This is a genomic window from Clostridium sp. TJA085, assembly GCF_058310235.1.
Map to the genome: position 1 here is coordinate 33,593 of NZ_JBZEEZ010000003.1, position 13,696 is coordinate 47,288.

At 29.1% G+C, this 13,696-nt stretch carries 13 protein-coding genes and 1 riboswitch; of the genes, 1 reads left to right on the plus strand and 12 read right to left on the minus strand.

The window, feature by feature from the left end; translation table 11 throughout:
* Window positions 1-82 precede the first annotated feature (82 nt).
* The 8 genes from AC4FQW_RS09495 to AC4FQW_RS09530 all read right to left on the minus strand — a co-directional run bounded on the left by AC4FQW_RS09495 (window position 83) and on the right by AC4FQW_RS09530 (window position 9,423).
* Entirely contained in the window at window positions 83-1,159 is a 1,077-nt protein-coding gene (locus tag AC4FQW_RS09495; RefSeq protein WP_491148748.1) for an NAD(P)H-dependent amine dehydrogenase family protein, read from the minus strand.
* 71 nt (window positions 1,160-1,230) lie between these two features.
* Window positions 1,231-1,362, minus strand: coding sequence for a hypothetical protein (locus AC4FQW_RS09500; RefSeq protein ID WP_491148750.1), 132 nt, complete (start codon window positions 1,360-1,362; stop codon window positions 1,231-1,233).
* Window positions 1,363-1,499: 137 nt separating this feature from the next.
* On the minus strand, window positions 1,500-2,039 hold the full coding sequence (locus tag AC4FQW_RS09505; RefSeq protein ID WP_491148752.1) for a MerR family transcriptional regulator: 540 nt from the start codon (window positions 2,037-2,039) through the stop codon (window positions 1,500-1,502).
* A gap of 194 nt (window positions 2,040-2,233) precedes the next feature.
* Window positions 2,234-3,766 (minus strand): glutamine-hydrolyzing GMP synthase, encoded by a 1,533-nt coding sequence (gene guaA, locus AC4FQW_RS09510; RefSeq protein WP_491148754.1) that lies wholly within the window; start codon window positions 3,764-3,766, stop codon window positions 2,234-2,236.
* 196 nt (window positions 3,767-3,962) lie between these two features.
* Window positions 3,963-5,417, minus strand: a complete 1,455-nt coding sequence (gene guaB, locus AC4FQW_RS09515) for an IMP dehydrogenase (protein ID WP_491148756.1) — start codon at window positions 5,415-5,417, stop codon at window positions 3,963-3,965.
* Between the two features lie 115 nt (window positions 5,418-5,532).
* Window positions 5,533-5,630, minus strand: a riboswitch (purine riboswitch).
* A 175-nt stretch (window positions 5,631-5,805) separates the two neighbouring features.
* Window positions 5,806-7,431 (minus strand): chaperonin GroEL, encoded by a 1,626-nt coding sequence (gene groL, locus AC4FQW_RS09520; RefSeq protein WP_491148758.1) that lies wholly within the window; start codon window positions 7,429-7,431, stop codon window positions 5,806-5,808.
* Between the two features lie 12 nt (window positions 7,432-7,443).
* Window positions 7,444-7,728, minus strand: a complete 285-nt coding sequence (gene groES / locus AC4FQW_RS09525) for a co-chaperone GroES (RefSeq protein WP_491148760.1) — start codon at window positions 7,726-7,728, stop codon at window positions 7,444-7,446.
* A gap of 201 nt (window positions 7,729-7,929) precedes the next feature.
* Window positions 7,930-9,423, minus strand: a complete 1,494-nt coding sequence (locus AC4FQW_RS09530; RefSeq protein WP_491148762.1) for a 4Fe-4S dicluster domain-containing protein — start codon at window positions 9,421-9,423, stop codon at window positions 7,930-7,932.
* 168 nt (window positions 9,424-9,591) lie between these two features.
* Here AC4FQW_RS09530 and AC4FQW_RS09535 point away from each other — a divergent pair, with 168 nt between their 5' ends.
* On the plus strand, window positions 9,592-9,888 hold the full coding sequence (locus tag AC4FQW_RS09535; RefSeq protein WP_303130745.1) for an HNH endonuclease: 297 nt from the start codon (window positions 9,592-9,594) through the stop codon (window positions 9,886-9,888).
* A 52-nt stretch (window positions 9,889-9,940) separates the two neighbouring features.
* Here AC4FQW_RS09535 and AC4FQW_RS09540 read toward each other — a convergent pair whose 3' ends face one another.
* The 4 genes from AC4FQW_RS09540 to AC4FQW_RS09555 all read right to left on the minus strand — a co-directional run bounded on the left by AC4FQW_RS09540 (window position 9,941) and on the right by AC4FQW_RS09555 (window position 13,685).
* Entirely contained in the window at window positions 9,941-10,840 is a 900-nt protein-coding gene (locus AC4FQW_RS09540; RefSeq protein ID WP_491148765.1) for a DNA-3-methyladenine glycosylase family protein, read from the minus strand.
* 17 nt (window positions 10,841-10,857) lie between these two features.
* The gene (locus tag AC4FQW_RS09545) at window positions 10,858-11,262 is read right to left on the minus strand and encodes a C-GCAxxG-C-C family protein (protein ID WP_303130747.1); all 405 of its coding nucleotides are present in this window, start codon (window positions 11,260-11,262) and stop codon (window positions 10,858-10,860) included.
* Between the two features lie 222 nt (window positions 11,263-11,484).
* Window positions 11,485-12,678: a phospholipase C gene (locus tag AC4FQW_RS09550; RefSeq protein WP_491148767.1), complete on the minus strand. Its 1,194-nt coding sequence runs from the start codon at window positions 12,676-12,678 to the stop codon at window positions 11,485-11,487.
* 158 nt (window positions 12,679-12,836) lie between these two features.
* Window positions 12,837-13,685, minus strand: coding sequence for a 3-hydroxybutyryl-CoA dehydrogenase (locus AC4FQW_RS09555; RefSeq protein ID WP_303130749.1), 849 nt, complete (start codon window positions 13,683-13,685; stop codon window positions 12,837-12,839).
* Between the last annotated feature and the right edge of the window lie 11 nt (window positions 13,686-13,696).

Genomic DNA, 13,696 nt, shown 5'->3' on the forward strand with positions numbered 1-13,696 from the left:
AAAATCTTTATTTTAAACCTAAAATAAAACAGGCATAAATTACATAATAATTTCATACCTGCTTTAACTATATATACTATATTTATTTTACATACTCGTTTAATGGCTTGCTTCTATATATTGCTCTTGGCATTTTTTCTGTAGTTGTAAATCCATAAGGAGCATTAATAACATCTGGAATTCTATTTACTATAGTTGCACAAGTTAATTCTACTGTGCATGGATTTTTAATAACCATCTTTGTATCTGGTTCACCATAGATTGTCCATTCATTTGAATCAATATCTTCCTCTGAATATACTTTACCTATACATTCTGATTCTATAATTATACCTTCTTCTGTTTCTGTTACTACTAGAGCTGACATTCCTGTTGCATACCCTTCTTTTATATTCATATTAAGAGTTGTTGAGTTTAAGTCTTTATTACATGTCTGAGGTATACATTTTTGAATTTGTTTTTTTACTGTTAATCCTAATTGAGATACTATCCACCCATTCATACTCCACATATATGATGGCATAAATTCTCCTTTATTTATTATTTCAAATCTTTCTTCTTCACTTATATTATCTGTTGCCGCTATTTCTTTTTCAAATTCATCCAAGCTTAATCCAGCACCATGTGCTTTTGCTAATGCAATACCATAATCTTCTACATTATAACTTGACTTTCCTTTTATTTTATTAATATTATGAGTTGCCCCTGCAAGTGTAGTAACTAAATTGCCCCAAAATACATCTTGGTATCCTGAACCACAAATAGTACACTTGTTTTTCTTTGCTTCTTCATCTATCTTTTTAGTAATTGTAATAGCTGAGTTCCAAGGATATATGGCTTCTTCACAAGTTGTTATTGCATTTATACCATTTTTAGCACAAATCATAAGTATATCTTCCAAATCCTTCATTAAGCTCATTGTAGTTATTATTACACAATCAGGTTTAATCTTAGTTAATATTTCTTCAGCATTTTGAGCATTTTCTATTACTACACCTATTTTATCACTATTTAATATATCACCTATATCTTTTCCAATAATATTTGGATTAACATCAAAAGCAGCTACAACTTCAGCTCCTTTTTCATATACATATCTCATAGTATATAATGACATTTTCCCACAACCATATTGTGCTATTTTTAATTTTCTATTCATAAAAAAACCTCCCAAATATAAAATGAATTTATATGTATATTTTATTCCTTATACCAACTATAAAGTCAATTCTATATCTTTACTGGTATTTGTAACTTTATAAACATATTTCTTTCACCTTTATTTAGCATAGGAAGCTCTACAACTACTTCACATATGTAATCTCCAATTATTTCATAACCCTTATTTTTAATTTCATCCATAAGCTTATTTAAATAATCTAATTCCTTGGAAAAATTATTACAATAAATAGTTAAATATGTGTTTGATTTTATTATTTCTACATTTTCATTTTCTTTAAAATCACTACTGTCAATAAATATAAATATTTCGTTTGATATTAAATTTTTTTAAGCAAATTTTCTTTTCTAATGAATGAACCTATATTACAAAAATACACCAAAGGAAAATCCTTTGAATTTATATGTTTTTTAAACTTTCTAATCATATACTCATAACATTCAATGCCTTCATCATATATATTCATATCGTCTTTATAACAATATACAGTTCTTTTTGGTATATATTCTAATAAAATCATACCTTCTTTTGGTGCGCAATTATATCTTTCAATATTTTGTATCGCTCTATCTATTGCATTTTTAACTTCATTTAATTCAATTAACTTTTTATCTATATTATTTCTTTTCTTATTTAATATATCTTTTATTTTTAAAATATCATTTTTATCTAAATTATTGTTTATCTCTTTTAAAGACATGCCTAAAGATTTCATATTTTGTATCATGTCTAAAGTTGCTGATTGATATATAGAATAATATCTATATCCATTATTTTTATCTACATAATCAGGTTTTAATATATTTAACTTATCATATAATCTTAAAGTTTGTGTTGATACATTATTTAGCTCACTCATTTCCCCAATAGTTAACTTCTTTATAATAAACTCACAACCTTATACTATAAATAATGTTTTATTTATATTTTATCACTTTAAGTATTACAACAATATATTTATATTGTAAAAAAGGTAGCTATAAATTTTATAGCTACCTTCATTTAGAAACTGATATTTATTTTTAGAGGTTATAGTAAACCTATCTAAACATTCTATTCCCACTCAATAGTTGCTGGTGGTTTTGAAGTTATATCATAAACAATTCTGTTTACTCCTTTAACTTCATTTACAATTCTTCTTGACACTAAGTCTAATAGTTCATATGGAATTCTTGCCCATTCTGAAGTCATAGCATCACTTGAAGTAACAGCTCTAAGTGCTATTGTGTGACAATAAGTTCTTTCATCTCCCATAACTCCAACAGATTTTATGTTTGGAAGACAAGCAAAGTATTGCCATATAGTTTCATCAAGATTTGCATTAGCTATTTCTTCTCTGAAAATTGCATCTGCTTCTCTTACTATTTCAAGCTTTTCCTCAGTTATGTCACCAAGAACTCTAATTGCAAGTCCTGGTCCTGGGAATGGCTGTCTCCATACTAACTTGTGAGGTATTCCTAGTTCTTCTCCTACTGCTCTAACCTCATCTTTAAATAATTCTCTTAAAGGTTCTATTAAATCAAATTCCATATCTTCTGGAAGTCCTCCAACATTATGGTGTGACTTAATTACAGCTGAAGTATCTGTTCCACTTTCAACTATATCTGGATAAATTGTTCCTTGAACTAAGTAATCAATATCTCCAACCTTTTTAGCTTCTTCTTCAAATACTCTAATGAATTCTTCTCCAATAATTTTTCTCTTAGTTTCTGGATCTGAAACTCCTTTAAGTTTTCCTAAGAATCTATCTTGAGCATTTACTCTTATAATGTTCATATCAAATTCTTTCTTAAATACTCTTTCAACTGTATCACCTTCATCTTTTCTTAAAAGACCGTGATCTACAAATATACAAGTTAAATTATGTCCTATAGCTTTATGAACAAGCATAGCAGCAACTGATGAATCAACTCCACCTGATAATGCACATAAAACTTTTTTATCCCCAACTAACTCTTTTATTTCTTTTATTTTATCTTCAGCAAATGAAGCCATTGTCCAAAGGCTTTCTAAGCCACAAATTTCATGTAAGAAATTTTGAAGCATTTTTTGTCCAAATGGAGTATGTTCAACTTCTGGGTGGAATTGAACTCCATAAAGATTTTTTTCTTCATTTTCCATAGCTGCAATTGGACATACCTCTGTATGTGCTATTATTTTAAATCCTTTTGGTGCTTCGCTTATGTAATCTGTATGACTCATCCAACAGATATCTTTTTCGTTTATTCCTTTAAATAATCTTGATGAATTATCTAGGTTTATTTCTGTTTTTCCATATTCTCTAACTGGAGCTGTTGATACTTTTCCACCTAAAGTGTGAGCCATAAGTTGATCTCCATAACATATTCCAAGTACAGGAACCCCTAATTCAAATATTTCTTCTGAAACTCTTGGAGCACCATCTCCATATACACTGTTTGGTCCACCTGTGAATATTATTCCCTTAGGATTTTTTGCTTTTATTTTTTCAATTGTGTAATTATATGGTATTATTTCACAATAAACTCCACATTCTCTTACTCTTCTTGCTATTAGCTGATTATATTGTCCACCAAAGTCAACAACTAAAACTAAATCTTTCTTCATGCGCTCCTCCTAGATACTTTTTTAAATATATTTTTTATTCTATTTATAAATAAATTATATCATATTAGAGAAAAATTTTCTCCATAAATACGAACATTTTTATTTTTTTTAAAATCATTCTTCGACTTTTGTATTTTATAAATTTTTATTCATTTATTAATATCTTAAATTACTATAATTATTTTTTACTTTATAATTATTTACTAATGCTATAGTTTGGTGCTTCTTTTGTCATATTAATATCATGTGGATGACTTTCTCTAAGTCCCGCTGATGTTTGAACAACAAAAGTTGCTGTTTCATATAAAGTATTTAAATCTTTTGCTCCTAAATATCCCATTCCGGCTCTTATACCTCCAAGCATTTGGAATATTGTATCAGCAACGAATCCTTTATAAGCTACTCTACCTTCAATTCCTTCTGGAACTAATTTTTTATTTCCTGATTGGAAATATCTATCCTTTGAACCACAAGCCATAGCTCCAAGTGATCCCATACCTCTATAAACCTTATAGCTTCTACCTTGATATATTTCTACTTCTCCAGGTGCTTCATCACATCCAGCAAATAATGAACCCATCATTGCTGCACAAGCTCCAGCTGCTAAAGCTTTAACTATATCTCCTGAATACTTTATTCCACCATCTGCGATTACTGATACCCCGTATTTTTTAGCTACCTCAACACAATCCATAACTGCTGTAAGTTGAGGAACTCCAACTCCAGCAACAACTCTTGTTGTACATATTGATCCAGGTCCTATACCAACTTTAACACAATCAGCTCCAGCTTTTATTAAATCTTCTGTAGCTTCTGGTGTAGCAACATTTCCCGCTATAATTTGAAGTTCTGGATATTTTTCTTTAACTCTTCTTACTCCCTCTAATACACCTCTTGAGTGTCCATGGGCTGTATCTATAGTAATTACATCTACCTTAGCTTTAACTAGAGCATCTACTCTATCCATCATATCAGCAGTAACACCAACTGCAGCACCACATAATAATCTTCCTTGACTATCTTTAGCTGCATTTGGGAATATCTTTGCTTTTTCTATATCTTTAATTGTGATAAGTCCTTTTAAATTACCTTCGCTATCAACTAGGGGAAGTTTCTCTATCTTATGTTCCTTTAATATTTCCTTTGCTTCATCTATTGTTGTTCCTTCTTTTGCTGTAATTAATTCTTCTGAAGTCATAACATCTTTTATTTTTTTTGAGTAATCATCCTCAAATGTTATATCTCTATTTGTAAGAATTCCAACTAATTTTCCGTCAACTGTTATTGGAACTCCTGATATTCTATATTGACCCATTAATTCTTCAGCATCTTCAAGTGTATGTTCTGGTGATAAAAAGATTGGATCTGTTATTACTCCATTTTCTTGTCTCTTTACCTTATCAACTTCTTTAGCTTGAGCCTCAATGCTCATATTTTTGTGGACTATACCGATTCCACCTTCTCTAGCTATTGCTATAGCCATTTTTGATTCAGTTACTGTATCCATACTAGCACTTAATAGTGGTATATTTAATGTTATTTTTTTTGTTAATTTAGTTTTTAATGATACTTCACTTGGTAATACCTCTGATTTATTTGGAACTAATAATACATCATCAAAAGTGTATGCTTGTTTTAATATTCTAGCCATATTTATTTCCTCCCCATTTAACTTCTACTAATTTTATGTATAAAAAAAACACATTAACTTCCTTAAGTGAAGTTAATATGCCATGTTATATTAGTATATAAGTATTATACTAATTTGGTATATTAAATCCACTCATAGTCAGAAATTTAAGGTTTCCGGTAGATACTCCTTGCCATATTCAAGGTATATACGAGTTTTATTTATGCTTTCTAAAATTAAATTAAACTTATTATAAATTACATTTTTTTTAAAGTCAATAATCTATTTATAATAAACTAATTCTTCATTTTATTGAAAACATATACATAATTATTTTCCTTATTTTTTAATAAATTATTCAAATAAAACAGGCATAATCCAAAAATTATGCCTGTTTATTATTTTACTCTTAATACATTCCATCCATTCCCATTCCACCTGGAGCCCCTACTGGCTCTTCTTTTTTAGGAATATCAACAACAGCTGCTTCTGTTGTTAAGAAAGTAGAAGCTACTGAAGCCGCATTTTGAAGTGCTGATCTTGTAACCTTAGTTGGATCTACTATACCAGCTTTAATCATTTCTTTATATTCTCCTCTTAATGCATCATATCCAATACCTGATTCACTATTTCTAACTTTATCAATTATTACTGAACCTTCAACACCAGCATTAGTTGCTATTTGTCTCATTGGTTCTTCAAGTGCTCTTACTATTATATCAATACCAACTTTAGTATCATAAACATCTGATGTTAATTCTGCTACTTTATTTAGTACATTAACGTAAGCAGTACCACCACCTGCAACTATACCTTCTTCAACCGCTGCTTTTGTTGCATTTAAAGCATCTTCTATTCTAAGCTTTCTTTCTTTTAATTCAGTTTCAGTTACAGCACCAACTCTAATTACTGCTACTCCACCTGATAATTTTGCAAGTCTTTCTTGTAATTTTTCTTTATCAAACTCTGAAGTTGTTTCTTCAAGTTGAGCCTTTATTTGATTAACTCTTGCTTTTATTTCTTCTGAATTACCTTTTCCATTTACTATTGTAGTATTATCCTTAGTAATTTTAATACTTTCTGCTTCTCCTAGCATATCTAAAGTTACTTCTTTTAAATCTCTTCCAAGTTCTTCTGAAATAACTTCTCCACCAGTAAGAACAGCTATATCTTGAAGCATTTCTTTTCTTCTGTCTCCAAAGCCTGGTGCCTTAACAGCTATACAAGTAAATGTTCCTCTTAATTTATTAACTACTAATGTAGCCATAGCTTCTCCTTCTATATCTTCAGCTATAATTAAAAGTTTTCTTCCAGATTGAACTATTTGCTCTAATATAGGAAGTATTTCCTGTATGTTTGTAATTTTCTTATCAGTTATTAAAACATATGGATTATCAAGAACCGCTTCCATTTTTTCTGTATCAGTAACCATATACGCTGATACATATCCTCTATCAAATTGCATACCTTCAACAACATTTAATTCTGTTCCCATTGATTTTGATTCTTCAACAGTTATAACACCTTCATTACCTACCTTTTCCATAGCATCTGCAATAAGTGTTCCTATTGTTTCATCAGCTGCTGATATAGCTGCAACTCTTGCTATATCCTCTTTTCCGTTTACTGGTTTTGAAATTGCTTTTATTTCTGAAACTGCTTTTTCAACAGCCATATTAATTCCTGTTCTTATAAGCATTGGATTAGCTCCTGCTGTTACATTTTTTAATCCTTCTCTTATAATAGCTTGCGCTAAAAGTGTAGCTGTTGTAGTTCCATCTCCAGCCACATCATTAGTCTTTGTAGCAACTTCCTTAACAAGTTGTGCCCCCATATTTTCGTATGGATCTTCAAATTCAATTTCTCTAGCAATTGAAACACCATCGTTAGTTATAAGAGGTGATCCAAATTTTTTATCTAAAACTACATTTCTCCCTTTTGGTCCAAGTGTTACCTTAACAGTATCAGCTAACTTATCAACACCTTTTTGCATTGATCTTCTTGATTCTTCTCCAAATTTTATCATCTTAGCCATAAAACATCCCTCCTATTCAACTATTGCAAGTATATCTTCTTGCTTTAAAATTATATATTCTTCTCCATCTAACTTAACTTCTGTTCCTGCATATTTTGAGTAAAGTACTTTATCCCCAACCTTTACTTCCATATCAACTCTTTTGCCATCGCAAATAGATCCAGGACCAACTGCAATAACTTCTGCCTCTTGTGGTCTTTCTTTTGCTGTACCTGCTAAAACTATTCCACTTTTTGTTTTTTCTTCTGCTTCTAATCTTTTTATAACAACTCTATCTCCTAATGGTTTTATAGCCATTAAAAACCCTCCTTTTACTTTTATTTTGTTAGCACTCTATAATCTTGAGTGCTAATTCTAATACTATATTATATTTTATATAAAATAAATTCAAACTCTACTTAAAATATTTTTATCCAAATTTTATTATTTATTCCTAATTATATTGATTTAATTTTATTTTACTTTAATTTTCTCTAAATTTCATAATTTTATAAATAATTACTTCCTATTTAAATTTATACTCTCAAATTCATTTATTGTATCATTATCTATAATTGATTTTTTACAACCTGAATTGTTTAATTTATTAAATATAGATTTAGCTCTAATAGATGGTACAATTGTTCCTGCACCATTTATACATCCACCTTCACACATCATACCTTCAATAAAATTACCATTTAATCTTCCAATCTTGGCCATTGCCATAGCCTTTTTTATCTCATTTCCACCTGCTACTTTTACAGGATTAAAATCTATATCTATATTTTTGTCTCTTATATAACTTTCTATTGATGAAGTAAGTCCCCCGTGCATCCCAAATCCTCTACCAAATATAGATGCGTCACAAACTTCTTCATCTTCACATTCCCAAGGATTAACACTAAATGCATCAAATAGCGCTGTAAGCTCTTCAAAAGTCAATACATAATCTATAGCATCCTTAACCCCCTCCTTTACTGATTCACTTTTTTTAGCCGTACACGGTCCTATAAACACTACCTTTGCATCCTTATCTCTATTTTTAATTAGTCTTCCAGTAGCAACCATAGGTGAAACAGTATTTGATATATTTTCTTTTTGATCTCCATAAAGCTTTTCTATATATGCTAAAAATGCAGGACAACATGAGTTAGTCATATATTTTTTTCCTTCATTTATTCTTTCTTTAAATTCTTCACATTCATGAATTGTAACTCCATCAGCTCCGCAAGCAGCTTCTATCATATCAACAAATCCTAATTTTTTAATTGCACTTTTTATTTGTCCATAAGTTATTTTAACACCAAACTGGCCTGTAATTGCAGGTGCAACTACTGCATACATCTTTCTTTTTCTAGCAAGTCTTTTAGCAACAGGAACTATTAAACTCTTATCTGATATAGCTCCAAAAGGACATGCTTGCATACATGCACCACAATTTACGCATAATTCTTCTTTTATTACAGCTTTTCTATCTTCTTGTTTCATAGTTACTGCTCCTGTTGGACATGCCTTTCTACAAGGCCTCATAACTTCTGATACAGCATCGTAAGGACAAGCTTTTTTGCACATTCCACACTCCTTACAAAGTTCTTGATTTATATAAGCTCTTCCACTTATTACTGTTATTGCTCCAAAGTTACATGCCTCTTTACATTTGTGTGCTAAACAATTTCTACATGAATCTGTAATATTATATTTATTTATTGGACACCTATCACAAGCAGCCTCAATTACATATATTATTTGTTCGTCTGGTCTTATATCAATAAGCTCACCATCTTCTATATCTCCATTAGAAAGAAATCCTGCTGCAAGTTTTGCCCTTTCTTGAACTATAGCCCTTTCTTTATATACACAACATCTATAAATAGCTTTATCACCCTTTATAATCTTATAAGGAATTTTCTCAATCTCCTCTTTAGTTAACATATCTCTTTTAGCAAGTTTTGCTACCTCAGTTAAAACTTCATGTTTTAACTTATTTAATTGAGTTTCAAATTGAAACATAAATTAACCCCCAAATTAATCATTGCCATAATATTTTACCATATTTTGTAAATTAAATAAATAGTATTTTTATCTCTTAGTAATTTCTTCTTTTGATTAGAGTAATATTTATTGATATAATATTAATAGGATATTAATATAAATTTCTTTATAAAAGGAGGTATTTATTTGATAACTAGATTAACTTGCGAACTATGCGATAGAATAGTTCCTGAATTAACGGAACATCATTTAATACCTAAAGAAAAGGGTGGAAAAAACTTAGATACTGTTATGCTTTGTACTACATGCCATAAACAAATACACGCTTTGTATACAAATAAAGAACTTGCAGCAAGACTTTTTTCAATTAATAGACTTAGAAATGATGAAAATATTAAAAAATATCTTAATTTTATAGTTAAGATTCCCGGAGATACAATAATACCAATTAAAAAATGTAAAAATAGAAGAAAACGTGCTTAACGTTAAAATATAAAAAGGACTAATTAAAAAATTAATTAGTCCTTTTTACTTCCTAATCTATTTTTATATTATTCTCTCTTGCATAATAAAAAAGATATTGTTGTGCAAATCCTGATAAACCCTTAAACTTATCCCTTGCAAATATTCTTATCTTATTTAAAGAACCTTCTTCTGCATTATAAAAATGCATCATCGCTCTTTTAACCCAAACATCAACTGGAAAAGCTGAATATTTGCTCATTGAAAATAACATTATACAATCAGCAACTTTTGCTCCTACCCCTTTAAATTCTTGAAGAGCTACATGGCATTCATCATCAGTTAATGATGTTATTCTATCTAAATTATATATACCATCACTATTTTCTAAATCTTCATTTATTCTATATACAGTATCAACAATATACTTACTTCTAAATGAAGCTCCAGTTTCTCTTATTTCATCTTCTGTAATATCCTTTAACATCTCTGGAGTTGGGAAAGTATAAAACACCTCTCCATTATACTCAATTTTTTCTCCCCATCTTTCACTTATTTTCTTTATAGTCTTTTTAATTGAAGGTATACTATTTCTAGCTGATATTATAAAACTTATAACAAGTTCAAATGGATCTTGGTTTAAAAGTCTTATTCCATAACCAAAATCAACTGATTTTTTTAATATTTCATCCTTTGAAAGTTCTTCTTTTATTTTGCTATAATCTCTTTCTAAATCAAAATATGTAAGCCATATATTATTAAAATCTTCTTTATTTGAATTTAAAATAGTAACTTTATCTCCATCTTGCACTACTTCTATAACCCTTCCGTAAGCTATTACTATGTAATCAAGTTCTGATTTTTTTTCCCATCTAAAACATTGTCCACACTCTAATATTTGCTTTATATTAAAATTTTTAACTCCTTCTAATATAACTTTATTATCTTCAAAAATAACTTCTTTAAAATCCATATTATTCTCTCCTTTTCTTATCTATTGTTTTCATTTACTATATCATCCAAAATAGATGCTGCTGTTTCTATAATAAACTTACAACTTCTATCATCATCTTCTCTTTTATGCTTTATATCTATGCAATTTAAGCTTTTAAATTCTTTATAAAATCTATTCATGAATTCTGCTGAAAGCTCCCTAACTATTGGACTTTCATGCCCCCTATCATTAGTAAAAATAATTCCAATAACAGCTATTGCTCCTGTTGCAGCACCACATGAAGAACCAATCCCCATTCCTCCTCCAAAAGATGCCATCATTTTAAAAGAATTTTTATTAAGTCCTAAATTATATTCTTCATTTGCAGCATATAATATACATTCTGCACAATTTAAATCATGTTCTATATTCCAAAACTTTAATGCTTTGTCTATAAGCAAATTCAACACCACCAGTAATTATTATTCTCTAATTATATTTATTAATTATATCACAAATATTTGTTTATTTTATATCTTATAATTTATTAATTTTATATTTACACAAAACCTTAACTTAAGTTTTACAAATACTTTATAAGGAACTATTTTAATAATTAATACCATTTTACAATATAAATATATTCAAAAAAACAGACACTTATTTAAAGTGTCTGTTTTTTATTATTTTATAAAGTATGTATTATTTCCTGATATCCATTCATTAATATTTTTTTCAAGTTCAACATTTTGATTAGCTATTACTTTTATATATTCAGGTTTCCACTGATCAGTTATTTTTGTAAACTTACTTTTTCTAACCCACATTTTATTTATATCATTATATTTTATATTTTTATCTTTAATCTTTAATGTATATGTATCTTCAGCACCTTTAGCAAAATCATCTCCCGGATTATCTAATTGCCATTCTTGCTTGCTTCCATCTTTTGTTTCTATACCAAAGTAAATATAATCATCAGTTCCAGCATCCTTTTCATTGGCTGTTTTTATCACTACAACTAATTCACTTAAATTTTTATCAATTGAATCACTATTGAAAGTTACATCATGCAAAAATCTATATATATATCCTGCTGTTCCCTTTTGAGTGTTAGATAAAGTTATTTTAGCTGCATAATCCCAATCATCCCAGCTACAACTCATATTAGCATGGCTATAATATAATGATTTTGCTTTTTTAGCAAAACCTCTACAATATTCTTTAGACCAACCATTAAAATCCTTGTCTTTTATAATACTTTGATAAAATTCTTCATTTGTTTTACTTCCTGAAGTTTCTATTTTATAATTTTCTTTTCTTTCTTCTGCAAAAGTTTCAAATTTAACATGCCCTAAACTATCAACTGCAGTAACATTTGATGGATGGTATGGTGTATCTATATCACCAAAATAATGCATAGCTTCCCCTAAATAAAAAGCAGCTTTTTTATAATTCCCCTTTTTCCACTCATTTCTTGCTAAAGCTGAACATTTTCTTAATTGTGATTCCCCCGTATCTGGTATTGAATAAGCTAAATACCATTTATTATCTTTTGTAAAGTTATTTTCTGTATCTGGATCCCAGAAATGATCTTGATATAAATCATACTCATTAGGATCATAATCTGGATATGTAGAACCTAATTGCAATTCATGTAAATTACTCTTTAATATGTTTAAATTTTTTCTTATTATTTCTGGTTCATTATTTGACAAGTCATTCTCTAGAACTTTAATTGCTTGAGTAACTATCATAGAATGGGTTCCTGTCCCATCAATTTTTCCATCCCAAGCATAAGCTTTAATTGTACTTCCAATCCAAACAGAACTCGTGAGCAAAATAAATGCTAACCCCTTAAATAATTTTTTATTCAATTTTTTACACCATCTTTCTTCATTTGTTTTTTAATTTATTATAAATAAATTTCTATGTAAAGTATAATAATAAATTAAGGAGATAATAAATTTATTATCTCCTTATTAAAAGTGTAGTTTTATCAAGTGTAGTTTTTAATTGTGTATAAAATAAGTTATTATTTACTATAATCGAAGAATCCTTTTCCTGTTTTTCTTCCAAGCCATCCAGCTCTAACATACTTTCTTAAAAGGCTTGATGCTCTATATTTATTATCCCCTGTTTCTGTATATAAAACATCCATAATAGCAAGACATACGTCTAGTCCTATTAAATCTCCTAATGCTAAAGGTCCCATTGGGTGGTTAGCACCATATTTCATAGCTGTGTCTATATCTTCTGCTGAAGCTATTCCTTCTTGAAGGATAAATGTTGCTTCATTAATCATTGGAATTAAAATTCTGTTTACTACAAATCCTGGAGCTTCTGCTACTTCTACAGGCTCTTTTCCAATTGCTACTGATAATTCTTTAACTGCATCAAAAGTTTCTTGGCTTGTAGCTATTCCTCTGATGATTTCAACTAGCTTCATTACTGGAGCTGGGTTAAAGAAGTGCATTCCGATAACTTTATCAGGTCTTCCTGTAGCTGATGCAACTTCTGTTATTGATAATGATGAAGTATTTGAAGCTAAGATAGTTTCTGGTTTACATATTTTATCTAACTCTGCAAATATTTCTTTTTTAATTTTCATATTTTCGATAGCAGCTTCTACTACTAAATCACAATCTGCAGCTAAAGCCATATCAGTTGTTCCTGAAATTCTGCTTAAGATTTCTTCTTTAGCTTCTTCAGTCATTTTTCCTTTAGTAACTAGTCTAGTAAGATTTTTGTTGATTCCTGATAATCCTCTTTCAACAAATTCATCTTTTATGTCTCTAACTATTACTTCATAACCTTTTTGTGCGAAAGCTTGAACTATTCCAGCTCCCATTGTTCCAGCACCTAAAACAAATACCTTTTTCATTTTCGTACCCT